The 25,239-nt window shown below is 60.8% G+C and carries 30 protein-coding genes and 1 tRNA gene; 15 read left to right on the forward strand and 16 right to left on the reverse strand.

Annotation, left to right across the window (positions count from 1 at the left end):
• The first annotated feature begins 157 nt into the window (after nucleotides 1–157).
• On the forward strand, nucleotides 158–460 hold the full coding sequence (locus WNZ15_RS15390) for a phosphatidylglycerophosphatase (protein ID WP_342893882.1): 303 nt from the start codon (nucleotides 158–160) through the stop codon (nucleotides 458–460).
• A gap of 17 nt (nucleotides 461–477) precedes the next feature.
• Here WNZ15_RS15390 and WNZ15_RS15395 read toward each other — a convergent pair whose 3' ends face one another.
• Nucleotides 478–720: a DUF6455 family protein gene (locus WNZ15_RS15395; RefSeq protein WP_342894360.1), complete on the reverse strand. Its 243-nt coding sequence runs from the start codon at nucleotides 718–720 to the stop codon at nucleotides 478–480.
• 273 nt (nucleotides 721–993) lie between these two features.
• Nucleotides 994–1,215 carry a hypothetical protein gene (locus WNZ15_RS15400; RefSeq protein ID WP_342893883.1) on the reverse strand — a complete coding sequence of 74 codons (222 nt, stop codon included), beginning with the start codon at nucleotides 1,213–1,215 and terminating at the stop codon, nucleotides 994–996.
• 994 nt (nucleotides 1,216–2,209) lie between these two features.
• On the opposite strand from WNZ15_RS15400, the gene WNZ15_RS15405 reads away from it, so the two are divergent.
• The 8 genes from WNZ15_RS15405 (at nucleotide 2,210) to WNZ15_RS15440 (ending at nucleotide 10,293) form a co-directional block, all read left to right on the forward strand.
• A complete protein-coding gene (locus WNZ15_RS15405; RefSeq protein ID WP_342893884.1) occupies nucleotides 2,210–3,370 on the forward strand; it encodes a flagellar hook-length control protein FliK in 1,161 nt (386 codons plus the stop codon).
• Between the two features lie 31 nt (nucleotides 3,371–3,401).
• On the forward strand, nucleotides 3,402–3,683 hold the full coding sequence (locus WNZ15_RS15410) for an EscU/YscU/HrcU family type III secretion system export apparatus switch protein (RefSeq protein WP_342893885.1): 282 nt from the start codon (nucleotides 3,402–3,404) through the stop codon (nucleotides 3,681–3,683).
• A 155-nt stretch (nucleotides 3,684–3,838) separates the two neighbouring features.
• Nucleotides 3,839–5,320 carry an Asp-tRNA(Asn)/Glu-tRNA(Gln) amidotransferase subunit GatB gene (gene gatB, locus WNZ15_RS15415; protein WP_342893886.1) on the forward strand — a complete coding sequence of 494 codons (1,482 nt, stop codon included), beginning with the start codon at nucleotides 3,839–3,841 and terminating at the stop codon, nucleotides 5,318–5,320.
• Nucleotides 5,321–5,828: 508 nt separating this feature from the next.
• Nucleotides 5,829–6,509 carry an amino acid ABC transporter permease gene (locus WNZ15_RS15420; protein WP_342893887.1) on the forward strand — a complete coding sequence of 227 codons (681 nt, stop codon included), beginning with the start codon at nucleotides 5,829–5,831 and terminating at the stop codon, nucleotides 6,507–6,509.
• Nucleotides 6,491–7,216, forward strand: a complete 726-nt coding sequence (locus tag WNZ15_RS15425) for an amino acid ABC transporter permease (protein ID WP_342893888.1) — start codon at nucleotides 6,491–6,493, stop codon at nucleotides 7,214–7,216. Before WNZ15_RS15420 ends, WNZ15_RS15425 begins: the two co-directional genes overlap by 19 nt.
• 41 nt (nucleotides 7,217–7,257) lie before the next feature.
• On the forward strand, nucleotides 7,258–8,046 hold the full coding sequence (locus WNZ15_RS15430; RefSeq protein WP_342893889.1) for a transporter substrate-binding domain-containing protein: 789 nt from the start codon (nucleotides 7,258–7,260) through the stop codon (nucleotides 8,044–8,046).
• A 230-nt stretch (nucleotides 8,047–8,276) separates the two neighbouring features.
• Nucleotides 8,277–9,821, forward strand: a complete 1,545-nt coding sequence (locus WNZ15_RS15435) for a glycosyltransferase family 39 protein (RefSeq protein ID WP_342893890.1) — start codon at nucleotides 8,277–8,279, stop codon at nucleotides 9,819–9,821.
• 10 nt (nucleotides 9,822–9,831) lie between these two features.
• Complete coding sequence (locus tag WNZ15_RS15440) at nucleotides 9,832–10,293, forward strand: GNAT family N-acetyltransferase (protein ID WP_342893891.1); 462 nt, start codon at nucleotides 9,832–9,834, stop codon at nucleotides 10,291–10,293.
• Between the two features lie 21 nt (nucleotides 10,294–10,314).
• Here WNZ15_RS15440 and WNZ15_RS15445 read toward each other — a convergent pair whose 3' ends face one another.
• Nucleotides 10,315–10,785, reverse strand: a complete 471-nt coding sequence (locus tag WNZ15_RS15445) for a DUF2147 domain-containing protein (RefSeq protein ID WP_342893892.1) — start codon at nucleotides 10,783–10,785, stop codon at nucleotides 10,315–10,317.
• Between the two features lie 118 nt (nucleotides 10,786–10,903).
• A complete protein-coding gene (locus WNZ15_RS15450) occupies nucleotides 10,904–11,083 on the reverse strand; it encodes a DUF2147 domain-containing protein (protein ID WP_342893893.1) in 180 nt (59 codons plus the stop codon).
• Nucleotides 11,084–11,554: 471 nt separating this feature from the next.
• On the opposite strand from WNZ15_RS15450, the gene WNZ15_RS15455 reads away from it, so the two are divergent.
• Entirely contained in the window at nucleotides 11,555–11,824 is a 270-nt protein-coding gene (locus tag WNZ15_RS15455; protein WP_342893894.1) for a hypothetical protein, read from the forward strand.
• Nucleotides 11,825–11,944: 120 nt separating this feature from the next.
• Here the strand turns inward: WNZ15_RS15455 and WNZ15_RS15460 are convergent, their stop codons facing one another.
• A complete protein-coding gene (locus WNZ15_RS15460) occupies nucleotides 11,945–12,604 on the reverse strand; it encodes a DUF930 domain-containing protein (protein WP_342893895.1) in 660 nt (219 codons plus the stop codon).
• Between the two features lie 323 nt (nucleotides 12,605–12,927).
• Here WNZ15_RS15460 and WNZ15_RS15465 point away from each other — a divergent pair.
• A tRNA-Ser gene (locus WNZ15_RS15465) sits at nucleotides 12,928–13,017 on the forward strand.
• Between the two features lie 332 nt (nucleotides 13,018–13,349).
• On the opposite strand, the gene WNZ15_RS15470 is transcribed toward WNZ15_RS15465, so the two are convergent.
• Both WNZ15_RS15470 and WNZ15_RS15475 read right to left on the reverse strand, forming a co-directional pair.
• Nucleotides 13,350–14,063 (reverse strand): N-acyl homoserine lactonase family protein, encoded by a 714-nt coding sequence (locus WNZ15_RS15470; protein ID WP_342893896.1) that lies wholly within the window; start codon nucleotides 14,061–14,063, stop codon nucleotides 13,350–13,352.
• A 79-nt stretch (nucleotides 14,064–14,142) separates the two neighbouring features.
• Nucleotides 14,143–14,958, reverse strand: a complete 816-nt coding sequence (locus WNZ15_RS15475; protein WP_342893897.1) for a helix-turn-helix domain-containing protein — start codon at nucleotides 14,956–14,958, stop codon at nucleotides 14,143–14,145.
• A gap of 215 nt (nucleotides 14,959–15,173) precedes the next feature.
• Between WNZ15_RS15475 and WNZ15_RS15480 the strand changes: the two genes are divergently transcribed.
• A complete protein-coding gene (locus WNZ15_RS15480) occupies nucleotides 15,174–15,815 on the forward strand; it encodes a LysE family translocator (RefSeq protein WP_342893898.1) in 642 nt (213 codons plus the stop codon).
• A gap of 101 nt (nucleotides 15,816–15,916) precedes the next feature.
• On the opposite strand, the gene WNZ15_RS15485 is transcribed toward WNZ15_RS15480, so the two are convergent.
• On the reverse strand, nucleotides 15,917–16,963 hold the full coding sequence (locus tag WNZ15_RS15485; RefSeq protein ID WP_342893899.1) for a hypothetical protein: 1,047 nt from the start codon (nucleotides 16,961–16,963) through the stop codon (nucleotides 15,917–15,919).
• A 46-nt stretch (nucleotides 16,964–17,009) separates the two neighbouring features.
• Nucleotides 17,010–17,492, reverse strand: coding sequence for a type III secretion system chaperone (locus WNZ15_RS15490; RefSeq protein ID WP_342893900.1), 483 nt, complete (start codon nucleotides 17,490–17,492; stop codon nucleotides 17,010–17,012).
• A gap of 441 nt (nucleotides 17,493–17,933) precedes the next feature.
• Here WNZ15_RS15490 and WNZ15_RS15495 point away from each other — a divergent pair, with 441 nt between their 5' ends.
• Nucleotides 17,934–18,419, forward strand: coding sequence for a DUF992 domain-containing protein (locus tag WNZ15_RS15495; RefSeq protein WP_342893901.1), 486 nt, complete (start codon nucleotides 17,934–17,936; stop codon nucleotides 18,417–18,419).
• A 681-nt stretch (nucleotides 18,420–19,100) separates the two neighbouring features.
• Here the strand turns inward: WNZ15_RS15495 and WNZ15_RS15500 are convergent.
• Both WNZ15_RS15500 and WNZ15_RS15505 read right to left on the reverse strand, forming a co-directional pair.
• Complete coding sequence (locus tag WNZ15_RS15500) at nucleotides 19,101–20,030, reverse strand: PRC-barrel domain-containing protein (protein ID WP_342893902.1); 930 nt, start codon at nucleotides 20,028–20,030, stop codon at nucleotides 19,101–19,103.
• A gap of 120 nt (nucleotides 20,031–20,150) precedes the next feature.
• Entirely contained in the window at nucleotides 20,151–20,336 is a 186-nt protein-coding gene (locus WNZ15_RS15505; protein ID WP_342893903.1) for a PLD nuclease N-terminal domain-containing protein, read from the reverse strand.
• Between the two features lie 209 nt (nucleotides 20,337–20,545).
• On the opposite strand from WNZ15_RS15505, the gene WNZ15_RS15510 reads away from it, so the two are divergent.
• The gene (locus WNZ15_RS15510) at nucleotides 20,546–20,716 is read left to right on the forward strand and encodes a DUF1328 domain-containing protein (protein ID WP_342893904.1); all 171 of its coding nucleotides are present in this window, start codon (nucleotides 20,546–20,548) and stop codon (nucleotides 20,714–20,716) included.
• 53 nt (nucleotides 20,717–20,769) lie between these two features.
• Here WNZ15_RS15510 and WNZ15_RS15515 read toward each other — a convergent pair whose 3' ends face one another.
• The 4 genes from WNZ15_RS15515 to WNZ15_RS15530 all read right to left on the reverse strand — a co-directional run bounded on the left by WNZ15_RS15515 (nucleotide 20,770) and on the right by WNZ15_RS15530 (nucleotide 23,887).
• Nucleotides 20,770–22,074: a DUF2254 domain-containing protein gene (locus WNZ15_RS15515; RefSeq protein WP_342893905.1), complete on the reverse strand. Its 1,305-nt coding sequence runs from the start codon at nucleotides 22,072–22,074 to the stop codon at nucleotides 20,770–20,772.
• A gap of 41 nt (nucleotides 22,075–22,115) precedes the next feature.
• Nucleotides 22,116–23,000, reverse strand: a complete 885-nt coding sequence (locus WNZ15_RS15520; protein WP_342893906.1) for a formate/nitrite transporter family protein — start codon at nucleotides 22,998–23,000, stop codon at nucleotides 22,116–22,118.
• Nucleotides 23,001–23,114: 114 nt separating this feature from the next.
• Nucleotides 23,115–23,669 carry a sigma-70 family RNA polymerase sigma factor gene (locus tag WNZ15_RS15525; protein ID WP_342893907.1) on the reverse strand — a complete coding sequence of 185 codons (555 nt, stop codon included), beginning with the start codon at nucleotides 23,667–23,669 and terminating at the stop codon, nucleotides 23,115–23,117.
• On the reverse strand, nucleotides 23,666–23,887 hold the full coding sequence (locus WNZ15_RS15530) for a NepR family anti-sigma factor (RefSeq protein ID WP_342893908.1): 222 nt from the start codon (nucleotides 23,885–23,887) through the stop codon (nucleotides 23,666–23,668). The genes WNZ15_RS15525 and WNZ15_RS15530 overlap by 4 nt, the downstream gene beginning before the upstream one ends.
• A 189-nt stretch (nucleotides 23,888–24,076) precedes the next feature.
• Here WNZ15_RS15530 and WNZ15_RS15535 point away from each other — a divergent pair, with 189 nt between their 5' ends.
• Entirely contained in the window at nucleotides 24,077–24,874 is a 798-nt protein-coding gene (locus WNZ15_RS15535) for a response regulator (protein WP_342893909.1), read from the forward strand.
• A 157-nt stretch (nucleotides 24,875–25,031) separates the two neighbouring features.
• Here WNZ15_RS15535 and WNZ15_RS15540 read toward each other — a convergent pair whose 3' ends face one another.
• Complete coding sequence (locus tag WNZ15_RS15540; protein ID WP_342893910.1) at nucleotides 25,032–25,229, reverse strand: CsbD family protein; 198 nt, start codon at nucleotides 25,227–25,229, stop codon at nucleotides 25,032–25,034.
• Nucleotides 25,230–25,239: the final 10 nt, after the last annotated feature.

Raw genomic sequence — 25,239 nt, forward strand, 5'->3', positions numbered from 1 at the left:
AATAATCAGAAATACTTGCTCGGGATGTTGGAGTGCAGTTGTTTGCCCGTTTTCGCAGTTTTCAAGCTGACAGCATGGAACCATATGCCGCGTCTCGCGCCGGCCGGCAGCGGACAAAACCCTCGCAATTTCATACGACCGGCGCTATGAGAAGCCCATGACATGGCTTTCAGACACATGGTTGGACCTGATCGGATTGTCCGGTCTGCTGAACCCGTTTGCGCTCCTGATCGGCGCTTACCTGGGCTGGCGCGCCGACAGCGCCCGGAAATTGTGGATCGCCGGATTCGCGGCGGCTGCGCTGTCGCTGATTCTGGATGCGGCCACCGGCCTGCTTCACTTGCCGCAGCTTGTATCCCAGGACGCAGGCGCGCTGGCGATGTTTCCGTTCCGGTTCGCCGGTGGGGGGCTCATGTCCGCTCTGGCATTCTGGCTCAGCCGCCGCCGGAAGCACGGCTGACGCCGGCAAGTTCGGGCTCAGTTCTGCAGCCAGCTGTTGAACAGCGCCGCATTCGCGCATTCGGGCAGGACCTGCCCGGCGCCTTGCGGGTGATCCCGCAGCCAGTTGCGGCAGGACTCCGTTGCCGTGCAGTGCATGCATCGAAAAGCGGCGGAATTCGACACCGACCCTGAATGGGTTCCGGGGGGGCTGTCTTTCATGGCGTCGATCGTCTTGAGCATCCTGCCCATCAGTTCGGCGCGCTCGTTGAGGCGCTCCATCCAGTTCACGCTTCATCTCCTCCTTGCGGTACCGGCCTGTTTCTTCTTTGGCGCCTTGCTTGTTCTGCCGCTGGCCGGATGGCCGATCCGCCCACTTTGGTACGGGCGGCTCCGGAATGCCTTGATCAAGGTCAACTACAGCCTTCCCTCTGGGCAGGCATTAAGAAACCAGCCATACTCGGCCTTTATGATTTTGTAACCCAGCGCCAGAGAACGAAACCTCCGCACCGGATGAGAGGGAATGGTTGAAACGATCAGCGCAACGCCGCTGCCTCAGGGATCCGGTGCCGGATCCGCCGCCCAATTGCTCGAGCCCGGAACGGAACTCAAGGCAAGGGTCGAGAGCAATCTTCCCGGTGGCGTCGTCCGTCTCGCGACCGCCGATGCCAGGATCGACCTGCGCATCTCCACGCCCCTGCCGGCCAATGCGGAAGTCACCGTCACGGTCTCGGGCAGCAGACAGCAGCCGGCTATCCTGATCAGGACGGAGGCCACGCCTGCTCCTTCCGCGCAGCCGGCCCCGCCTCAGGGCCAAAGTGGTCAGCCCCTTCAACCGGCAATCCAGTCTGCCGCTGGCCAACCCTCCCAGGCCGGTGCGGCGAGCGCGGTTGTAAGGCCCGTGCCTCCAGGGGCGCATCTTGTTCAGATTCTCTCCGCGGGCACGGGGCCGCAAGACAGCGCCGCCCGCCCGCCCGCCACTTTCCCGACCGCCACCTTCCCGGCCGCCCCCCTCCCAACTGGCGGCCCCGCGGCCGCCGCGTCTCCCGGGGCGGTGGCTGCCGCCGGGCAGGCCGGCGTGCCGACAAACGCGCCGTCTTCCGGCCAGACTCCGCCATCGGGCGCACTTCAGGCGTCTGCGGACACTGGCCTCCGGCAAGCGGGGCCAGGATCTCCCCGGTCATCGGCGACCGGGCCTGCGACGCCCCAGGCGGGGGCTTCAGGATCACTGCAGGGGCAGGGCCCCGGCAACACGCCGGGGACACCGCCAACGGGGGCCGGATCGGTGCCCGCCGGCTCGCCGGCTCCGGGCCAACCGTCTGCCGCCGGCCCGGCCGCATTGCCGGTTTCACAGCTTCCGGCCGGCCAGCAGGGCGCAGCGCTTCCGCCCGGAGCGTCTCAAGCGGCGACGCCTGCAGGCGTCCAGGGCCCGCCGGGTCCGGCGGGCCCCTCTGCACCGGCGCTCCCGTCCGGTGCAGCGGGAGCGCAGTCGGTTTCCACCGCGACAGGCGGAGCAGCCGGTACCGCACCACTTGCAGCAGGACCGGTGAGCCACGGCACGGCAGCGCCGGTTGGCCAGGGCAATGCGGTCACAGGACAGGCATCCGGGCCGGTCGGTGCCGCGGTTCCGGGCAGCGGTGCGGCCGCCCCGTTCCAGGGGGCGGCGGCTCAGGGGCCGATATCTGGCTCCGGCGCCAAATTTCCGGCACAGCCGTTGCTTCCGACGGGGGCCGCAACACCACTTGCGGCAACCGGGACACAAGGATCTCAAATGCCCGGCACCCCGGCACCGGGCACAACGACGGCGTCACAGACAGCGGCTTCGGCAAGCGCCGCCGCTGGTGCCTCGCAAAAGGCGGCGGCGGTTCCTGGCGGGCCGGGAGCCTCTCCGGGGGCAACCCAGACAAGACCTTCGGCGGCAGGTGCCTATCCGCAGCTTGCCGGATCTGCCGTTTCCACGCCCTCGGCCGGTTCTGTCGCGGCAGCAGGTTCGCAGGGTCCCGCGAGCGGGATCGCGGGCGGGCTGCAGCAGGCCCTGTCCGAGCAGCAGGCGGGCCTGACCGGACTGTTTGCGCAGGTCGGCAGCCTGATGAGCGCACAATCGGCGGGAAAGGTTGCCATGCCGGACACAGTGGTCAAGGCCATGCAGCAGATCCTGGGATTGCGGCTGAACGCGTCCAGCCCGCCGACGGCCACAAGCCTGCAACAGGCCGTGCGCCTCTCGGGCCAGTTCAGGGAGGCGCAACTGGCCCAGCCGGGAAGCACATCGGCCGGCATGCCGGATCTCAAGACCGCGCTGCTGTCCTTCAAGTCGCTGCTCCAGCAGCTCGGCGCGCGCTCGGAAATCGTCCGGCCCGCCGGGCAGCCGCCGGCTCCCTCCCGGCACACCTCGCCGCAGGGACAGCCACCGCAGCCGTCCGGCGGATACTGGGCCGGCGCGGCGCCGCAAAACCTGCAGGCCCTTCTCAAGGAGACCAACTCGGCACTTGCCCGCCTGCGCATCACCCAGCTGACGAACACCGGCCTCACGCAGGACAGCGGCCCTCAGTCCGCATCCAGGCCCATGGATCTGGTCCTCGAAGTGCCGCTGGCGCTGGGACAGGAGACGGCGATGATGCAGATGCAGGTCGGCAGGGATGGCGCCGGCAACCAGGAGGACGGTGAAGAGGATCCTGCCTGGCGGTTACGGTTCGCACTCGATCTGACCGCGACCGGTCCCCTGGAGGCTGCGGTCAGTCTGCGCGGCGGTGGCACCTACGCCAGCCTCTGGGTCGATCGCAAGGAGACGTTCGACATGCTCAATGCCGTCAGGGACACGATGGAGGCCGCTTTCGCCGATGCCGGTCTCGATCTGCAGGAATTGCGGCTGATCCGGGGGCTGCCGCCCAAGACCGCGGCCCTTTCCGGGGCCAGGGTGGACCGGCAGTCTTGAGGGGGCGGCAGTCCTGAAGGGAGAGGAACTCGTGAGCAGCAAGGAAACGGGCAAGAAACTGGCGGTCGCCCTCGGTTATGAAAACGAAGGCGCGCCGGTGGTCACGGCCAAGGGAGCGGGGACCGTTGCCGAACAGATCGAACGGCTTGCCCGGGAAGCCGGCGTTCCCATCGAGCAGAACCCGATGATGGCCGAAGCGCTTTCCCAGATCGAAATCGATCAGGAAATCCCGATGGAACTCTACCAGGCGGTTGCGGTCCTGATCGGTTTCATCATGCGCACCGGTCAGGCGCAGCACCCGCCATCCGGGTGAAAGCTGTCACTCCGCGCAAGGAAACCCTTGCGGGCCAATCAATTCCCGATTAGGTCATCAGACTGCCAATCATTCGCGCCGCAGCAAGTCCATACGGGTCGCCGCCGTCTTGCCTGCCGGGCATGAAATCGAAACGAACAGGATTTTTGACGACCATGACGCTTGTCGACGTACGCACACCCGATCCGAAGAAATTCATCAAGGGCGCGACCGGCGATTGGGAAATCGTGATGGGTCTGGAAGTCCACGCCCAGGTGACTTCCGAAGCCAAGCTCTTTTCCGGTGCCTCGACCGAATTCGGCAGGGATCCCAACGACAATGTCAGCCTTGTGGACGCGGCCATGCCGGGCATGCTGCCGGTCATCAACGAGGAATGCGTGCGCCAGGCGATCCGCACCGGTCTTGGCCTGAAATCGGAGATCAACCTGAAATCCGTTTTCGACCGCAAGAACTATTTCTATCCGGATCTGCCGCAGGGTTACCAGATCTCCCAGTTCAAGCAGCCGATTGTCGGAGAAGGCAAGATCCTGCTCGACATGCCGGACGGACAGGTCGAGATCGGTGTCGAGCGCCTGCATCTCGAACAGGACGCCGGCAAGTCGCTGCACGACCAGCATCCGTCCATGTCCTTTGTCGACCTGAACCGCTCCGGCGTGGCGCTGATGGAGATCGTCTCCAAGCCGGACCTCAGATCCTCTGACGAAGCGAAGGCCTATCTGACCAAGCTGCGCACGATCCTGCGCTATCTGGGCACCTGCGACGGCAACATGGATCAGGGCTCCATGCGGGCCGACGTCAACGTGTCCGTGCGTCGGCCGGGCGGCGCTTTCGGCACCCGCTGCGAAATCAAGAACGTCAACTCGATCCGCTTTGTCGGCCAGGCGATCGAATACGAGGCCCGGCGCCAGGTCGCGATCCTGGAGGATGGCGGTTCGATCGATCAGGAGACCCGCCTGTTCGACGCGGTCAAGGGCGAGACCCGGTCGATGCGCTCCAAGGAAGAAGCGCACGATTACCGCTATTTCCCCGATCCGGACCTGTTGCCGCTGGAATTCACGCAAGGATTTGTCGACGAACTGGCGCAGCATCTGCCCGAATTGCCGGACGACAAGAAAGCCAGGTTCGTGAGCGATTACGGCCTGAGCGCCTATGACGCCGACATTCTGGTCGCCGAAAAGGCCTCCGCCGATTTTTTCGAGGATGTCGCCAAGGGCCGTGACGCCAAGCTCGCCGCAAACTGGGTGATCAACGAATTCTTCGGCCGCCTGAACAAGGAAGGCCAGGACCTTTCCGAAAGCCCGGTGTCCGCCGACCAGCTCGGTGCGATCGTGGATCTCATCAAGAACGGCGTCATTTCCGGAAAGATCGCCAAGGACCTTTTCGAGATCGTCTGGACCGAGGGCGGCGACCCGGCGAAAATCGTCGAGGACCGCGGCATGAAACAGGTCACTGACCTGGGCGCGATCGAAACCATCGTCGACGAGATCATTGCCGCCAATCCGGAAAAGGTGGAGCAGGCGAAAGACAAGCCGGGCCTTCTGGGCTGGTTCGTCGGCCAGGTGATGAAACAGTCCAAGGGCAAGGCCAACCCGCAAGCCGTCAACGATCTGTTGAAACAGAAGATCGGTCTGGAGTAGGAGGGAGCCGGGAAGGTACTGTCTTCCCGAAGCCTTGCTGACAACCATGCGGCTTGAGGACGTGCCTGCGGATTTGGTCTGCCGGCTTCCGGTGCAGTGAGCCCTTTGACGCGTGCCGCGTCAGATTGAATTCAGAAAACCGCCCGAACGCATTTGCAATGCAAACGCTGCCTCTGGCGTCTTACTGCATCCAGGAAACCGCTTAAACGCAACACGCAACAGCCCGGGCGTCGAGGCCGTTGAGGTACCTGGACCATATCTCCATTTGCCGGCTTCAGCCTGGCAGCAACCGCTGCGGTGCGGCGGGGGCAGGGTTTTTGGATGGGAATTGCCTCCTGCTTAGCCAATGTGCCACCTGCCTGAATTGCAGGCACAGCGGCCCGCGCCGGCGTCCGTTCAGCCGCCTGAACACCTGAATTTCATTTGGCACGGGAGTTGCTGATCCTCCGGACAAGAACCGGGGGAAATGCCTGTATGGCGAAAACTGGAATTGCATTGGCGGGCAGCGATGGCCAGCCTTAGATTTTTTGAAATTTACCGGAACCCGGACTACCTCTGGCTGCTGGCCCAGGGCGCGCTGGTCAGCGCCGGTCTGACGGTGGCCGGCGGTGTCTGCGGGTTTTTATGCGCGATCCTTCTCGCGGCCGTCCGGCACTACAGGGTCCCGGTTCTCTCCCAGGCCGCGACTGCATATGTCGAGTTCATCCGGAACACGCCGCTGATCGTGCAGATGTTCTTCATCGCGTTCGGCCTGCCGATGCTGCTTGGCTACCAATGGCCGTTCTGGGCCCATGCCCTGCTGGCGCTCAGCGTCAATTTTTCCGCCTATTTCGCCGAAATCCTGCGTGCCGGCCTGACATCGGTCGCCGACGGTCAGATTGAGGCATCCGACGCACTGGGGCTGCCGCGCTGGTTGTGTTTCCTGAAAATCAGCCTGCCGCAGGCAATCGCGTCCATGTACCCGTCGCTCAACAGCCAGTTCATTTTCCTGTTCCTGACGACCGGTGTGATTTCGGAGATCGGCGTGACCGATCTTACCTGGGCGGGCCTTTACATCGACAGCCGCAGCTTCCGTTCCTTCGAGGTGTTCTTCACGCTGACCGTGATCTACGTGCTGATGTCGCTGATGTTCAAAAGCATTCTGGCACTCCTTCACGACCGGCTGTTCAAATGGAAGGTGGTCCGGTGAAGGAAATGTTCGTCGCCCTGCTTGGCAAGCCTTTCGGCATCGTGCTCTTCCAGCTTCTGGAGGCGACCCAGTTCACGATCTATCTCTCGCTCGTCGCCTTCCTCGGCGGCGGCCTTATCGGACTGGCGGTCACGGCGGCCCGTGTGTCGCCCCTTCGGTATCTGCGGCGGATCTTCACGGTCTACACCTGGTTGTTCCAGTCGGTGCCGCTGCTCATGCTCCTGTTTCTGCTCGGGCTGGGCGTGCCGCATCTTTTTTCCGTTTCCGTCGATCCCTGGTACGCCGCCGGCGTCGCCCTGACGCTTTACACCAGCGCCTATCTGTCGGAAGTCTGGCGCGGTGCGATCACCGCGGTTCCGACCGGCCAGCACGAGGGCGGCAAGGCACTGGGCCTTACCTTTCCGCAGATCATGGTTCTCATCATCCTGCCGCAGGCGTTTCGTCTCGCGATCGCGCCGACCGTCGGGTTCATGGTGCAGATCATCAAGGGAACGTCCCTTGCCTACATCATCGGTTTCCATGACCTGATGACGGTCGGCAAGCGCTGGGCCAACTCGCCTGTCCCGGGCACCCAGCCGTTCGTCATCTATCCGATCATGGCGATGATCTACTTCTCGCTCTGTTTTCCGTTGTCCTTGTGGAGCCGGCGTCTTGAAGAGCGTCTGGGGTCCACAACGTCCAGGGGCGGGGCAGCCGCTGCCGCCTGACCGAATCGCGCATGAAAAACATCTTTAAGGAGGGTCGCGCAATGTTGAAGAAATCAGTGGAATTGCTCGCGGTGGCGGTTTCCGCCGCGTTGATGCTGGCAAGCCCGGCATCGGCGGAGCTGAAGGACATTCTGGAAGCTGGAACGATCAAGATCGCAACACCGGAAAACTTTCCGCCCTTCGGCTCGCTTGGTGCTGATGGCGAATACGAAGGTTACGACATCGACGTCGCCAGGATGATCGCGGAAGACCTGGGCGTCGAACTGGAACTCGTTCCAGTGACCTCCAAGCAGCGGATTCCGTTTCTGGACACCGACCGGGTCGATCTGGTGATCTCGACCCTGGGGGCCAATCCGGAGCGCGCCAAGTCGATCTGGTTCTCCCATGCCTACGCCCCATTCTTTTCCGGTGCCTTTGCGAAGCCGGACGTCTCCGTTGACACAATCGCGGACTTTGCCGGCAAGAAGATTGCCGTCACCGGGGGAACGCTTGAGGATCTCGCGATAACCGAAGATGCGCCGGAGGGCGCGGAGATCATCCGCTTCGGTGACAACGCCGCGACCATCGCAGCTTATGTCTCCGGCCAGGCGGATGTGATCGTGACCGGAAACATGGTCGCTCTCGGCATTGCAAACGAAAATCCGGATTACAATCTGGAGAACAAATTCATCATTGCGAACTCGCCGTCCTACATCGGCGTGAAGACCGGCAACATCGATCTCCTGCAATGGGTCAATGTCTTTGTCCTGCACAAGAAGCTGAACGGCAAGCTCGACGGGCTGTCGAAGAAGTGGCTGAAGACCCCGCTGCCGCCGCTGCCGGCGCTCTGACGCGCGAACGGCCGAATTTCGACAGGCCAATGACTGATGCAGCGCACGGCGGACGATCCGCCGTGCGTTTTCGCATTCGCGACCTGCATGCCACCGAATGGACCGGTGCTGAATGAAGGTCCGCCGAATGAACGGGTCATGATGCTGCGGCGCCAAAATCTCCTGTCCGGAATGTCAAAAATCAGAACACCGAGGGTTACAGGCAAGCGGAAATTTTGTATCCCGAACCCATGACACCGGAGACAGAAACCGCACGCACCGATCAGACACCGTTCTACGCCACGCCGGCGGGCGTCTGGGCCATCGTTGCGCTGTGGGGACTGTCGCATCTCCTGCTGCGCGCGCTGGCAACGCCTGTGCTCGGCACCGACGACATGTTCGAGACCGTGCTGGTCCAGACGCTGGAGCCCGGCTACATGCTGCGCCAGCCGCCGCTCTACGAGTGGTTGCTGTTCTCCGCCCAGCAGGTCTTCGGCCCGGGCATCTGGTCGGCTCTTTGCGTGAAATACAGCCTGATTTCGGTTGCGGCGCTGTTCCTGTTCCTGATCGCCCGCAAGGCGATATCCGATCCGCGCCTTGCCGCGCTCTGTGTGTTCTCCTATTCGCTCTACTATCAGTTCGGCTGGAACCTGCATGAAGGCGTGACCCATACGGTCGTGCTGACCACTGCCTGCGCGGCAAGCGCGTTTTTCTTCATCAAGGCGCTGGAGACCGGACGGCTCGGCTTCTATCTGCTCTTCGGCCTGGCCGCCGGCACCGGACTGCTGGGAAAACACTCCTATCCTCTGTTCGTGCTGGCGCTGCTGCTGGCCGCAATGAGCGACCGGGTCTGGCGCAAACGGCTGCGCGTCGCCGGGCTGGCTCTGGTGCCGCTGGCGGCATTGCTCGTCTACAGTCCCTACGCCTTCTGGATCCTGAACGATGGCCTGACGCTGCTGGCCTCGGTGTCCGACACGATGGGCGTGAGCGCCGGAGAACCGCACGCGCGGCGGGCTGCACAGGGGCTGGGCAGGCTCGCCTTCGGGCTGATCGGCTTTTCCGTGCCGCTGGTCCCGCTGCTGGCCCTGCTGTTCTGGCAGCGGTATCTGGGCCGGAGGCATGCCGCGACCCCTGCGGTGTCTGATGTCGCCCGCTTGTGCGGGCGGACGGTCCTGGCGATGATCGTCCTGACGGCGGTCCTGATTGCCGTGACAGGCGCGACTTACGTGAAGGAGCGGCACATGCATCCGCTCCTGCTGTTGCTTCCCGTCTTCCTGTTCGCCGATCTGGAGCGCTTTGCGTTCAGGCGTCACTGGCGCTGGCTTGGTGCTGTCGTGCTGGCGCTGGTCGCTGTTGCCTTTCTGGCCCGGGTGCCCGGCATTGCCGCGCCGGACCGGTTCTGGTGCGGCGGCAAGTGCCGGCACATGAAACCCTATGCGGATCTGAAGGCCCCCCTGGCGCGGCTCGGAGCGGCGGATGCGACGCTGATTGCCGATGACGGCTATACCGGAGGTAACTTGAGAGTTCTGTTTCCCGGTGCCCGCGTGGTCACCAAGGCGATTGCCGCCAGAACCGCACCGCGCGACAAGTGTTTCTTCATCTGGGAGGAAGGCGACGCGGCGCCCGCAATCCCGGCAGCGCAGCGCTATGCCGGCAAAGCGTTCTGGGACGCCGCAGCGCCGGTATCGAGCGTTTACATGACCGGCGCCTGGCCGCATCTGTGGAAGGCGCCGGACTGGCGCACGACCTGGTGGGGCGTTGCCGAATTGTCCGCAGACGACCCGATATGCCGGTAGGAGACACAAGGTGAGCAATCCGATCCGGATCGAAAAAGCGCAGCCCGGCCAGCTTCGGCAGATTGTCGGCATCATCAATGCCGGGGCGACATCGGTCCGCAAGGACCGTGAGTTCTCCGACTGGCAGGACTACCGCGCCGCTTTCGATGCGCTGCGGAGCGCGCCGGAATGCGATATTTACGTTGCGCTGAACGAATACAACGAAGTCGTCGGTACCTTCCAGATCCACTTTCTGAAGGGCATCGCCTTCAAGGGCCGTCCCCGGGTGGAACTGGAAAGCGTGCACGTGCGCGCCGACCGGCAGGGCGCCGGTATCGGGCGCGCGATGATGGCTCATGCCGAAACGCTGGCGCGCGCGGCGAATGCCTGCGTCATCCAGCTGACCTCGAACAGGGAACGCGAAGGATCGCATCCTTTCTACAGGAAGCTCGGCTACGACCAGAGCCATCTGGGCTACAAGAAAATGCTCTGACGCTTCGAAGCAGGCGACGTGTCAGTTCACCTTGCGCCAGGTTTCCTTCTCGCAGACATTGAAGACGACGCGCACGCACCCCTGAACCTGCAGGGTCGAGGTCCCGGTCTTGCGCAGCGTCGCATTGGCGCTGAAGCCGCGGCGTGGATCGTAGACCCGGCCCGTCCATTTTCCTGATACAGGCTTGAGCCGCCAGAGCACCTTGAGACCGAGGACCTTGCGGGCTCTCTTGGAGTGATCCTTGTTCTTGACGTCGGGTGTCGATCGCACCGTGTAGCCCTTGGGCGCCTTGAAATCGACGATCCGGCCGCAGGGCACCTTGCCGCAAGGGGCGATCTTGATGACCGCGCCGGCAGGCGTCTTCCAGTTTCCGGTGATGTCCGGGGCCGCGAGGGCCGGACCGCCCGCGGGCAGCAGCAGTGCCGCAACGAGGGCGGCGAGGGCCGGTCTCGGCAGTCGGAATTTCAGTTCAGGGATCGAAAGGCCGTTCATTCCAAGAATACCCCGCCGCAGTGCTGGTCAGAATTGCAGGTCGATTTCTGACCGGCAAATGCGACAGAGCCATGGCCGGATCATCGGGAATCGGCGACGGAAGGGGTTTTCCCGGACTTTAATCGACCCGGCTCCAGGTCTCGCCCTTGCAGATGAGCCCGCCCATGACACAGCCCTGCAGCTTCAGCCGGTCCGTCGTGGTCAGTTCGATGAAGCCGGTATAGGTCTTGCCGTCCTCGGCGTTATAGACCTTGCCCTTCCACTGGTTGTCCTTGCCGAGCGTCTGCAAAGCCGTCACCCCACGTCATGTCCGCAACTTTCACGCCGGCTGCGTCCGGTCCGTATGAAAGGAACTGCGCGGTCTCGCCGGAGAGGCCTTAACAACAGGACTTTGACCATGGAAAAGAATCCATGGTGAACAGAGTGTTGAGGAGCCTTGTCAAATTTTCAGAGAAGGTGATTGATTTTAAAGGTAAATCCGAAACCTTATGATTACCGTCCTGTAAATTTCAGGTTTGTTTAAGTGTTTGTTGGCATTGCGTTAAACGTGATTTTTAACGGGCCTTTTAACTGCTGCTGATGAAGTGTGTCTCAGGAAACGACGGGGAAAGCTTCGCAAAAGCTTGGGTTTCTTAGATCAGCTTGTTTGCGGGTGTGCGCACCCGGCAACGGACAACCGATCGTCTTATGGGGAAGGGGCATCCCACCTGCGGCCAGAACGGCCCGGGGTGCTCCGGTAAGTCAGACAGAGGATGAAAAGGGGAGCAACATGGCTCGTTTTGAAGTGCATTCGGCCGACATGGCCAGTTTTGGTGAAAAGCCGGTCACGGCGGATATCCTGTTCCAGATGGGTCTGGACAGTGCCTGTGGCCGTCACGGCGCGACCGACCTGGTGACCGCGCACAAGTGGTTCAACATTGCCGCGCTCAAGGGAAACCGGGATGCCGCCCGCTACCGCAAGGAAATCTCCTGCGAAATGGACCCGTCTGAGATCGCTGAAGCCCAGCGTTCGGCTCGCGAATGGCTGTCGATGCATTGATCCGGAATGGGGCTGCCGGCCAAACGGCATCTCAACCCGGAGCAATCACCTGACGCGGCAGCGTGAAACGTCGCTGCCGCGTCCACCAGGCATGTTCGGCATGAAGTGCCGGGCCCGAGACTAATGAACCGGAGCCAGTCCGTGGTCGTCCCAGAGCGCCCGGTCTATCGGTTCCCCCAGCGCGTATTCGAAGCCGGCGATCGCGCGGCCGCCTGCGTCCAGGCGGCACCTGTAGGCAATCTCATACCAGACCCGACTGCTGCGCACAGCGCCGGCGGCGACATGAACCGTGTTTCCCTTCCGGGTGGCGTTTCTGAAGGCGTGCGGCGCGAGCCGTGTCGGCCGGAACCCCGGCCTGTCCCTGCGCACCTGTTCCATGGCTTCCAGGGCGCAGATCTGTTCCGTCTTGTCCGCGCCCGTCAGGGAGGCGAGCGCGACGCTGGCCTGGCGCGAGCGCGGGTCGCTCATCACGGCGCCGGCCAGCAGCGTGGTCGCCGTGACCCAGGTCCGGCTGGACTGAGCGGATATCGAACCGCGTCCGCTCGCAGGTGGCCGGGTGAGGGAGGCGGTCCCGGGCTCCGCCGGATACGGCCGCGCCCCGGCGAGGCCGGCTGCCGGATCGGGTGATGGATCGGGTAAAGGCCGTACGAGACGGTCCGTCACGATTTCCACCGAAACGGTTTCCTGCGGCACCAGCTCGGGGGGCGGCGGACCGCTGCGCCACAAGGAGGCATCGGTTGCCACGGCGAAAAGCGCAAGATGGAGCCAGAGCGCGCACACCCAGGAAAACCGTTGTGCGACAAATCGGGTCAGGGGCGCGGTGGGATAAAGACTTGAGATCGCGGGGCTCCGATACCGGTCCTGATCGAAGAAGTCGCCATCGCTGCAGATGAGTGCGGCTGAATTGTGGACCGGGCAGGGCCTGAACGATTGTGGAACGACGGCTGGAGCGGCAATGGAGCCCTGTCAGGAGACTGTTCCGCCGGACCGTTCCCGGATTGCGACCATGCCGGCCCGTGTCCTGGCGGCGCAATGGGGAAAACGGACGCCCCGGGAAAAAACGCCTTGAACTGCGAGGCTTTTGTTCGTAAACGGGCTTTACCGGAGAGGTGGCCGAGTGGTCGAAGGCGCTCCCCTGCTAAGGGAGTAGGCCCGGAAGGGTCTCGAGGGTTCGAATCCCTTCCTCTCCGCCATTTTTCATGAAACGATAGCGTTTCCGGTGCACCGATCTGCATAAGATCGAGAGTTCCGCGTTCTTCAAAATCAGTTTTACAGCATCCAGTTTAGCCAACGTGCGCATGTTGGGCGGTTACTGTTCCCATCAACCAGAGGTCTCGTATGCGGACAACGCTGACGCTTGTCCAGAAAGTATCAACGTCAACTTTGTTCCTCATCCCTGAATTCACAGGCGCAGCCCCCCGAGCATGCAGTCTTTTGCCCAAAGGTAACCAGCTACGAAACGTTGTCGTCCATGCCCTCTAGCGATGGTGTTTTCCAGCTTGGTGTGGCTGCGGCACCAGCGCCGCTATTCATAGAACCTTGGAGAGTGCCGCAGTGTAGGCCATTGCTGGGCGTCATGCCCATATACAACGACTGCTGCTTCCCTTTTTGCGACATCCGATATCTTCTGAGTGCTGAGGCGAATGGTCGGCTCGTCGTCCATATCGGTGATATAGATGATGCGTGTTTCTGCATCTGCCATCGAACTGTGCATGACGGCGTCTGCGGCGAGCAACACATTGCCGGTGAGCGGAAGACGCACAAGAATGGACTGATGGCCAGGGACATGCCCGCTGGTTTCCAGCAGCTCCACGCCGGGAACCAGTTCTACATCGCCGTCAATGAGACGATACCTGAGCGAGGGATTGTCCCAGGCAGCTCGGTTGGCTGCAAAGCGAGGATGGCCGCTTTTGGCCAAGTCGTAGTGTTGACGTTGAATGACAAATTCGGCGCTCGTGAATAGATCGTGGTTGCCGGAATGGTCATCGTCAAGATGTGTGCAGACAAGGTAGCGGATATCTGACGGCTGAAGACCAATTTCCTCGAGACGCGCAATCACGGTATCTTCCGGCTTGATCTCGACCGAAAGTCCAGGCGGATTTTGAGGATCATCAACTGCGGATAGAGGCCAACCGGAATCAACGAGTATATTTGTCCCGTCAGCAGTTTGAATCAGATAACCCGGCACCGGCACGTCACCGGGCTGCATGGTGCCGAGATGAAGCAAATAAAGACGCATATTTTACCCTTTTCCATTGCGAGATTGGAGCTTTGCCCCAAATGGCGAGGGCTGTATTGAAGAAATGGGACAATTGACTTCAAAAATAATATGCGATGCCAGACAAAGGATTGTTTGTGCCGAAGTGTTCGGTTAGTTGTGTCCGAGCCGTGCGAGAGTAGGCTCCAGGGGTCACACCCAGTCGCCGTCGCCAACTTCTTGTCTGATGTGCCTGGTCGCTAAATCCATTTTTGGAATCGCCAGATCCGGCCTGAACACTCTGTAAGCTCGAATGCAACCGCTCCAGGCTCGCGAGTTCCTTTGGTCCAACTCCAAGATGTCTCTGGAAGAGGCGGTTAAGCTGCCGACGATCTACTTCAGCGAGCTTTGCTGCCGTCTCGACTGTTTCTCCACGATGCAAAGCGTGGTGTGCCATAGCGATCTGCCTGCTCTCCGGAACAGCTTGAATATTGCTCAGCCGGGAAATCAGCCATTGATCCAGAACCCCCGCGATTCGTAGGGGCGTAAGAGCTGCACCAACGCTGCTTTTTAGGGATTTTGCCGGACCGTCACCTGTGACCGCGCCAAGATCAAGCAACCTGTCGGCACTGGACGGTCCCGTGTGGGAAAACAGCCGTACAAGGCCCGATACTGTCAGCATCACCATGACGAAGTAGGTGTCTGACCATGAACACCAAGAACGGTTTTGAGACTGCAGCCCCAGCAATGCCACGTCCGGAACCAAGCGTCCGTTTTCCTCCGAGTTGGGGCGCCCTATGTTGACTGACAAAACCGCATAGGGAACCGGACTGGTTCGGATCATGGCTCCGGCATGGTCTCCCGGTAGGTCTTCAACAAACCAATAGCCCTGAACCAGGGTGGCAAGGTCCCGGGCAGGAGGAAGAATTTTGAACATCAAACCTCTGCTCTGTTCAGCGCCTTCAGAAGTTTTCGCTTTTTGATACCGAAGTGCTCGCCCTCATAATAGTCGGAATTCAACATAGGCAGGAAGACGATGCCGAATTCCGAAAGGGGAGGAGCTCCGGTTGCCGGGACGCCGGCCTGAAACCGGTGTGGACATTTCCTGCTTCGGAACATATAGTGAACATTTGACAGTGTCTGGAGATCGAGATGCAGGATTTCAGTTCCTATCTGCCCGGGATTTTTCTCGCGTATTCTGCCTTTCTTCTGGCGATTGCGAGTCCCGGCCCTAACATTCTCGCGGTGATAGGCACGTCGATGGGGATCGGACGCCACTCCGGAATTTCACTTGCGCTGGGAGTTGCCAGCGGTTCGTTCACCTGGGCGCTTCTGACAGTCTTCGGGTTGTCGGCGATCCTGGCGGCCTACGCGTCGGCACTTTGGGTCATCAAGATCCTCGGCGGGGCCTATTTGCTGTGGCTCGCCTTCAAAGCGCTGAAGTCCGCCGCGTCCAGACATGATATCGAAGCCAGGGAACTGGCCGGAGGGCGGCGCACGCCGTCCGGGTATTTCAGGCGCGGATACGTCATCCAGATGACCAATCCGAAGGCCGCCCTGGCCTGGATCGCCATCATTTCTCTTGGGTTGCAGAAAGGTGCGCCGCTTTGGGTCGGCGCCGCGATCGTTCTTGGCACCTTCCTGCTGTCGATTGCCATCCATGTGCTCTACGCGGTGGCCTTTTCCACCCCTGTCATGGTCCGCCTTTACGGCAAGTCCCGCCGTGTCATCCAGGGCGTTCTGGGAACCTTTTTTGCTGTTGCGGGTGTTCGCCTGCTGACTGGCCGAAGCTGAGCCGGATCGCGTCAGGGTGGGCAAAAGTGGACAGGCAACAGAAAGGCCGCAGCAGATGGGTCCACGAGGGGGACGCGATCCGGCCCCCGTTCAATCCGGTATCAGTCGGCTTCAACGACCAGTTTGAGGTCCGTTCTGGCCTGCTCGATTTTTATGCCAGGCGGGGTCGTCATCATGTCCAGGAGCATCGTGATCGACCGCAGGTGCAAACTGGTTGGATCCAGTGAAAAGGATCCGTTTTCGCCGTTGAAAGTGGCGAGATTCAAGGATGTGTACGCGCTGATTCTGTACGTCCCGTCATCGAGCGACGTGACACTGTATTCCGTGTGCGTGCTGCCTGGGTCCCCCCCCGCGCTCATTGCCGGCAGCAGGTCCGGGTCTTGACATTCGATTGTCATGAAATCCGCGAAGAGCCCCTGGTGCGTGAGTGCCGTGACAGCTCCTATATGATCTTCCCGAATACCCGCTTCGGCCAACTGGTCAAACAGGGAAGGCCCATTGTCATTTGGTGCTCCCGGACCGGCCAATCGGGTCCCGTTGATATGGTAGGGAGTGTTCCTGTTGGCATCCAGGACAAACTGGTGATGGACGCCCGGTTGGCCGGAGGGGGTGCTTGCGGGACCTGTGGTGCGATTGTCGCCGGGGACTTCAAGAGAAGCCAGATGAGCCTGCAGAACTGTACCGATCTGTTGCTTCATTGAATTCCGCTGGTCAGTATTGAATTCGCGAAAATTCAGGTCTCCGTCGGCCATGGGGAACTGGCTTGCCAATTCCGCCTGCTGCGCCTTGTGCCTGTCAACCTGTTCTGCCACCAGTCCGAATTCTCGCAGCGAAACACCGTGTTTGGTATTCAAATGATTGCTTGCACTGCCGTTCGTGAAGACTTGCGACCAGATCTGCTCGGCCTTGTCTGCCCCGAGTTCGTTTTTCAATGATTTGAAAAGCGCTGTACCCGCAGCTTCCTTCTTTGCCATCCGCTCTTCGGCTGCTTTCCCGCCCGAGCGATTGAACTTTTTGGAAACATAGAGCAGCTTCTCGTCGGAGAAACGAAGCGACTTGTTTCCGCCGTGTGATCTGCGCGTTTCTTCGATGCTCGTTTTGAGCTGATCGAAAGTCGGCGGTGGCTGATTGCTGATGATCGGGCACATATGAAGTCCTTGAAGGTTATTTCAGTGAAGCGAAAACCGGCCGCAGCTAGATGCGCAGCCACTCCGTGGGCTCGGCCACGGCTGCGGCAGCTTCGCCGCCATGTGTTTCCTGCCCTTGCCAGGTGACGATGATGGTCGACCAGATCTCTTGCAAGTTGCGGAAATTCTTGAGGGCTTCGAGGAACACCTGCGGCGGGATATCCGTGTCGCCAAGGTCCACTGTCAGGGTCACATCGCCCTCCGCGCCATCGAGCCCCAATCGCATCCCGTCCGCCGTCATGCTTTGCTCATTGGCAAGAAACAGCAGTTTATAAAGGGCCTCCCTGCGGTGCCCGGGCAGGGGGGCGACGGGCGCCGTCAAAAGAAAGGAACCGGTCTTTTCGACCGGGACGAGAAAGCAGGGGGGCCCTGTTTCAAATTCGAGCACCCAGATTTCGGGATCGCGGCACGCCGTTGCGGCGCCGGACCCCATAAGTCTGAAAGTTTCACTGCACAGCAGGTCCAGTTTTTCAGCTCTCGAACTGTTCATGCGGGTATCCCTTCGCCGCCGCGCGCTCTCGTTGTCTGTCTTTAGCGTTCCTGATCTCACCTGATTGTCACAAATAGCACATGCCTCTGGTGTTCCTGGCCAGGACCGCACACCGTTGACAGGCGCGGGACAGAGGCAGAGCGCTCTTCTGCCGGGCCGGCGCCAGGGGAGGCGGCTCTGGCCGTCAGACACTCCGCCTGACATTGAGGCCCGCCATTACGCCAGGGGTCGGAGGATTTCGCAGCGCAGGCGGCTCGGCGCCGCAGTGCCCTGTCGCTGGAAAGTCCGCAGCCTGTCGGTCCTCGAAAAGAATTATTTGGAACCGCCGACCCGTCCGGCCGTTCTCTCAACATCGAATGCGAGCCTGTCCGGCTTGCCTGACGAGCACCGAACAGCCGCTCCTTCGAACGGCTCGGGTGGTATCAACTCAAGGAGAATTCCATGAAACGTTTTGCGGCAATTGCACTGGTCCTGTCCGGCACCACCATGCTGGCAGCACCCGCCATCGCGCAAGACAAGGGGCCGGGTGTCAAGATCGGCACGCTGACCTGCGCGCTGGTTCAGGAAACCAATTTCATCATCGGGTCGAAGGCGACACTGAACTGCAGCTACGATCCGGCCACGGGTGGCGACATTGCCCGGTACACCGGCACGGTCCGCGATTTCGGTCTGGACATCGGCACGACCAGTGAAGCGACCCTGGTCTGGGGCGTCCTGGCCCCCAGCGCGGACATGGAGCCGGGCGCGCTTGAAGGCGAATACGGCGGCGTGACGGCCGGCGCCAGCCTGGGCGCGGGCCTGAAGGCCAACGCTCTTGTCGGTGGCTTCGACAAGTCCGTTGCCCTCAACCCTGTCAGTCTGGAAAGCCAGACCGGCACCAACCTGACATTGGGTGTCAGCCATCTGACGCTGACCTCGGCGAACTGACACTCACGACCTGAAAGCACCAGGAAAGGCCGGTCTCGCGACCGGCCTTTTTGCCGTTCAAGTCCTGGCCCCGACAGTAAGGCCAGAGAGAAGCCGTCATGTCCGGGGCAGAGGCCTGCCCCGCCACACCCCGGGTGGCCTTCCCCGACTAGATCGGGGATCCAGTCGCGCTTTTAGCGTGCCACCTTCCGGTTCGCTGCGAGGATGGATCTGCCCGGTGGGACTGGTGATCCGGATGTCCTTGCAAACTGCTCTGGAGATGAATGGATCCCCGATCAAGTCGGGGAAGGCACCGTGGGGAGAGGCCTCTTTTGGAGAGCTGGGGGGCACAAGCAATCAACGCTGTTCGAAAGAGATGGCCTGGCCACACCCCGGGTGGCCTTCCCCGACTAGATTGGGGATCCAGTCACCCTTTCAGCCTGTTACATTTCTCTCTGCTGCGATGATGGACCTGCCCGATGGGACTGAGATCCGGATGTCCTGGTGAATTGCTCTGGAAATGAAGGGATCCCCGATCAAGTCGGGGAAGGCGCCGAGGGGGGTAGGCCTCTTGCGGAGAGCTGGAAGGCACGAGCAATCCAGGAGGGAGGGCGGCTGAACCGCATCGGCTTCAGCAACAGAAACGGGCCGCTTGCGCAGCCCGTCTCGTCAGTTCTCGTCTCGCCCCCCGTGGGGCGCGATTTACCTGGTCAGCGTGAGGCTGTCCGGGTTCTGCTTGTAGGACGCCGCTTCGAACGTCTTGGCGTTTTCCAGCTCTTCCTCGGTGAAGGGAGCCGTCACCAGCAGGTCGCCGTTCTCGGTTTCGAACATGCGCAAGCTGTCAAAGGACACGGCGACCGGCTTTTCACCGAAGCCGAGGAACCCGCCAACATCGATGACCACCGCCTCGGCCTGACCGTCTTCACCGATCAGGATCTGCGCGATTTCGCCGATATTGTTGTCCTGGCTGGTGTAGACGTCAGCGCCGATGAGGGCTTCGGTCGACACGGTTCTGGCGTCAACCTGCGTGTTCTCCGCAGTCCAGTTGCTGTTGACCGCTTCGTCGATACGCTTTTTGGCCGGGTCGATCGCTTCCTCGCGGACCGTCTCGTAGGAGTTCTTCGCGCCGTTCGAGATCTTGTTCATCTCGTCGCGAACGGAAGAGGTCGACATCCAGTCAGGAATGTAGTCGGGCCGTTCGTACGATTTGGCGTTTTCCAGCTCTTCGCGGCTGGCATCGCTGACAACCATGAACTGGTCGTCGCCTTCAGAGGCGAAGGACAGACGGGAGAAGTCGAGTGCGACTTCCTTTTCCCCCAGGCCCAGGAACCCGCCGACGCCGACGATCACGGCGCGGACGTTGCCGTCGCGGCCAATGATGACGTCATTGATGTCGCCGATTTCCTCGGCTTCGTCGGTTTCACCGGTCATGACGGCCTTGCCGATCATGTTGGTGGCCAGAAATCCGGTGGTCGCATTCGGTGCGAGGGTGTGGACCTCGAACTCATAGAGACCGGAAGCCTGCGTGTCGCCGGCTTCCGCGCCGGTGTTCACGGTCGTGTTGCTCTGGGCAATGGCGCCGGTCGCAATCGTGGCAACGAGAGCAGTAGTGGCAAGAAGTTGGAGAATCATGAACTTATTCCTTTCGTGATTTTATTCGAAAGTCGTGATTACATTTGGTAAACTTTTGGAAGTTTGTTTTGTTCCAATAAAAAACGCGCCCGGAGGCGCGTTTTTTATTATTGCCTTTGTTTAGGCTAACTGGCTGGAGCCGCGCGGGCCGGCGATGAGCCAGACGATGAAGCCGACGACCGGGAAGATCAGGATGCCGAGGGTCCAGAGCAGTTTGGCTCCGGTCGATGCGCCACTCTGAAAGATTTTCAGGATGGCGTAGATGTCGAGAATGACGACGAGCAGTCCGAGAATTCCATATTCCATGATCACGTATCTCCAATTGATAACTGTGACGAAAACGGAGTTGGTGTAGAAAAAGTTCCGAAATTAATGAAAAAAACAGCGCGCACGACGCGAAAGATGATCAGGCGTCAATCAAATGAGACGTGCCTGACGAGAAAATAAAAAAATAATGAGGAACTCATTTGCCAAAGCCGCGTTTCCCGGACATGCATCTTATAATGGAGGTTTCTATGCTTTCTTGGGCTTTGTTCTTTCTGGTGGTTGCTTTGATCGCCGCTGTTCTTGGATTTGGTGGAGTTGCCGGCACGGCCGTGTCGATCGCCAAGCTGATCTTCGTCGTCGCAATCGCCCTGTTCCTGATTTCCGCGGTGATGCACCTGGTCAGGGGCCGCAGGGCCTGACGGTCCCGAATTGACCGGACGTATTGAAAAAGGGCGCTCCAGGGCGCCCTTTTTTACGTGCTCTTTTTCCTGGTTGCTTTTCTTGCGGCATGAAGCCGGCCGGAGATCTGGGTCCGGTCCGGTCCGCTCTCGATCGAAAAGCGTGCATCCCGGGCGATGGCAACCAGATGCCGCCGCAGCAGCGGCAGATGTTCAGGCCTTGAAACCAGCGCCATTTTTTCCAGCGCCTGGATCAGGTGATCGAGCACCAGAATGTTGGTCTTGGCCGACTGGCGCAGCGGCCGCATCGCCGCATTGAGTATGTCGTGCACTTCCAGAAGATCCAGCCAGACACGCGGCGTGCCGTCCTTGTCGCTGAGCAGCGAACTCGGCGCGCCCCGCTGCAGGATCCCGGCGATGCTCGCGGACAGATGGTCGATCGCGCTGATCGCCGTATAGGCGTCGTTGATCCCCGGTGACAGCGCCCGCAGCGCGATCTCGACCATCAGGTGGACCGAGAACTGGATATCGCCTTCCGGCGCGCGCGCCTTTGAAACCTGGAACACGGGATGCAAAGCCTCCAGGTCCGGATCTTCGGCCCTGGTGCGCACTTCGGCGATCGGCATGCGTTCAATCACAAAGGTGCCTGGTGGCACCAGCACCTCGACGAAGCCGTCGATGGTCTGCGCAAATTCGATCAGCGCGTCACTGTCGATGAAGGTGACATAGCCACTGCGTTGGGCGACTGCTGGCCAAACCGGCAGATCCGGGATCTCGTCGCGGTCGTCGGGGGCCTCGCGTGGTTCACGGGTCAAGAGGCTATCAATGGAGCTGCGCAGGGAGGCCTGGATCCGGCCTATTTCCGCATCGACCCTGATGCGGCTGGCGACATCGTTCACGAAATAGACCAGCCAGAAGAAACTTGCGGCCGCGAGGGCGATCGAGGTGGCAACGGAGAAGCGCACTTCACGCCCGTCATCGACAACAAACAGGACCAGCAGCGCATAAAGGAACGTGGCTCCCAGCAGGCCGATCGTGATCTGGGTGGTGCGGTTGCTGGCGAAGGTTTCCAGAAGCCGGGGAGATATGTTGCCGGCGGCAAGCGTGAAAACGACAAGCGTCAGCGAATAGACAAGGCTGATCACCGACATCATCGCGCCGGCTATGGTCGAGAGGACGGACCGGGCGCCTTCCGCGCTGATCGTGTTGTAGCGCAGGCTGTCGAAGGCTTTTGACAGGAGTTTCTGGTCGTCGACGACCAGCGCGAGGCAGGCCAGCAAAGCGCCCAGAAGGGCGATGCAGACGGGAATGAACAGGAATCCCTTGACCAGTTGCTGAAGCTTTTGCAGGCGGACATTGCCTTGATAGGCCAGTGGCATTTCGGGTTCTTTCCCTTGGGTCCAGAAGGCGTCCGGTCGGACTAGATTTCCTTGTTGACCTGGGCGTGTGCGACCAGCGCGAACAGCGCGGATCCGCCGACAATATTGCCCAGCAGCGTCGGCAACAGAAAGCCGGCGACGCCCTCGATCAGACTTGCATCACCGGTCCAGAAACTGAACACCGCCTCGACGGACCCGGCGACCACATGGGTCAGGTCGAGCGCTGCGATCAGCCAGGCCATCAGGAAAATGATCGCGACCTTGGAATTCTCGGCGCTTGGCAGCAGCCACACAAGCGTAGCCACGATCCAGCCGGCGACGATGCCACGCAGGAACATCTGGTCCGCGGGGATTTCCATCATGTGCCGGGAAAGCTCGGCGACCGCCGCATGAACCTCGTCCGTCACGAACAGACCGGAGGCGAGGGCGCTGCCGAAAATCAGGGTACCCACCATGTTGGCCGCGAACACGATGACCCAGAGCCGTGCGACCCGCAGGTAGGTCGTCCGCTTGCCGGTGCTGATCGCCGGAAGAACCGCCGTCAGCGTGTTTTCGGTAAAGAGCTGCTGGCGGGCCATGATCACGATCAGGAAACCGACGCCGTAGCCGAGGTTCTCGACAAGATGGCGCCAGCCCGTATCCGGCAGATGGGCGCGCAGCAAGGCCTCCGCCAGAACCGAAAACCCGATGGACAGGCCTGCTGCGATGCCCGACCACCACAGGTTCCTGGGCGCCCTGGCAAGTTCCTCTTCGCCTTCCTGACAGATGATCTCATAGACCACCGCAACTCTCAGCCGCAGCTTGTCGCCGACTTCAGCCAGGTCGTTGTCGCTGAGCCGTGTGCCGTCCTCCCGCAACCGCTCTTCCGTCAGATAGCTCTCGTTTTCGGCAATGTCGCTCACGGGGTGCTTTGGAGATTTGCTCACACGGCTGTCCTTTTGAAAAAAAAAAGCCGCGCGCCAGGCGCGCGGCTCAGTGTGCGGGGCAAAAGCTGTCGGATGCGGGACAAGAGCCGTCGGCAAGAAGAAACGGCAAGAAGATCAGAGGGACAGGGCTTCCTGGATCAGGGCCGCGGATTCTGCAGCCGCCACTTCGGACCGTTCGAACGCTTCGTTGCCGTTCATCAGTTCTTCCAGCCGCAGACGGGCACGCGATACACGGCTTTTGACAGTGCCGACCTTGACGTCGAGAATGCCGGCGGCTTCCTCGTAGGAGAACCCGCTCGCACCGATCAGGATCAGGGCTTCACGCTGGTCATCGGGCAGGACCTGCAGAGCGCTGAGAAAATCCTTGAGCTCAAGATGTCCGGCCTGCTGGGGCTTCGATTCAAGGGTCGCCGCATGTTCACCATCCGGATCGGCGACTTCACGCTGCATCTTGCGTCCGACCGAATAATACTGATTTCTCAGGATCGTGATCAGCCATGCCGTGAGGTTCGTGCCCTCGGTGAACTTGTCCTTGTTGGCGATCGCCTTGGCCAGGGTTTCCTGGACGAGGTCGTCGGCGCGATCTCTGTCCCCGCTTATGGACCGCGCGAACGCGCGCAATCTGGGGATGATATCGACCAGATCCTGTTTGAAACTGGCGTTGCTCATTTTGAGGTCTCCTCGCCGGTTTCCTGGTCTTCCTTGTCGCTGTCATCCAGCGCGGAAAGCAGATCAAGCATGTCGGAGGGAATATCCTCGAGAAGAGCCTCGTCGTAGACCTTCTTGAGCTGGCTTCCGATCCAGTCTTCCTTGCTGTTGGCTCCGACGGTGGGCTTGATGGTACCAAAATCGGTTGCCGCCCGATTTGGTTGGGATTTATGTGCCATGGCGTATTCCTAAACGTCTGGTATGGGGCGCTGTCCTTGAAATCTGACTGTAAACGCCACGCGGAAAAAAAAGTTCCGTCGGCGTGGAACTTTTTTTTTGCTCGCGCATTTTCAGCCTATTGGGGCGTTAAACGCCAACAGCAATGGCCGCGAACAAGCGGTGTCACGTTGAGGAATTCCTACATGTCCATGAGCCTTTCCCAAGAAATCGCGCCTTTGTTGCCTTACCTTCGCCGCTACGCGAGAGCATTGTCCGGTACACAGAAAAGCGGCGATGCCTACGTTCGGGCCTGTCTGCAGGCGTTGGTGGCGGATCAATCCATAATCAGCACTGACGACGGCGTGAAAATCGGATTGTACCGTCTCTTCCACGTGTTGTGGAATGCCACCGTCATTCCGCCGGTGACCGATGGCGGGTCTGCCTCGATCTTCGAGCAGACCGCCCAGCAGCGGCTGTCCAGCATGGCGCCGGAAAGCCGCCAGACATTGCTCCTGTCCACCCTGGAAGGATTTTCCATCCCGGACACGGCCCGCATCATCGACCGCAGCGAAGACGAGGTTACCCAACTCATCAAGGACGCCATTGATGAGATCGACCGTCAGACCAAGACGGAGGTCCTGATCATCGAGGACGAGCCTCTGATTTCGATGGATCTCACCCATATTGTCGAATCGCTCGGTCATTCGGTCACGACCGTTGCCCGCACCGCAAGCGACGCGATCGCTGCGGCGAAAAACAAGGCGCCGGGGCTTGTTCTGGCCGACATCCAGCTGGCGGACGGGTCCTCGGGTATCGACGCCGTCAAGGAGATCCTGTCCGAGATGTCCGTCCCGGTTATCTTCATCACTTCGTTTCCCGAGCGGCTGCTCACCGGCGAACGTCCGGAGCCGACTTTCCTGATCACCAAGCCGTTCAATCCCAATACGGTCAAGGCCGGGATCAGCCAGGCGCTGTTCTTCAAGGGTGCGGACGCGGTTGCCGCCTGAGGCGGCCACAGCTGAACGCGAGCCGACGGTGCGGTCTGCCCCGGTGTGACCGGCAGCATCGTGCCGACTGAAGTCCGATAGTCGGAACGAAGATCTTGCTTGAAAAAAAATTATTGAAACGGTGGGAGAGAAGGCGGGCATTGCCCGCCTTCCTCTGTCAGTTGCTGGAAAGCCAGCTGTCGATTTCCTGCTCCGCTTCATCGCGGGTCTTGCCGTACTTCTGCTGGATCAGGCCGGCGAGTTCGGTGCGGCGGCCTTCGATACGGTCGAACTCGTCGTCCGTCAGCTTGCCCCACTTCGCCTGCGCCTTGCCCTTGAATTCCTTCCAGTTGCCTTCGATCTGGTCCCAGTTCATGGTTGAATAT

This window comes from Roseibium sp. AS2, assembly GCF_038900065.1.
Lineage (GTDB): Bacteria > Pseudomonadota > Alphaproteobacteria > Rhizobiales > Stappiaceae > Roseibium.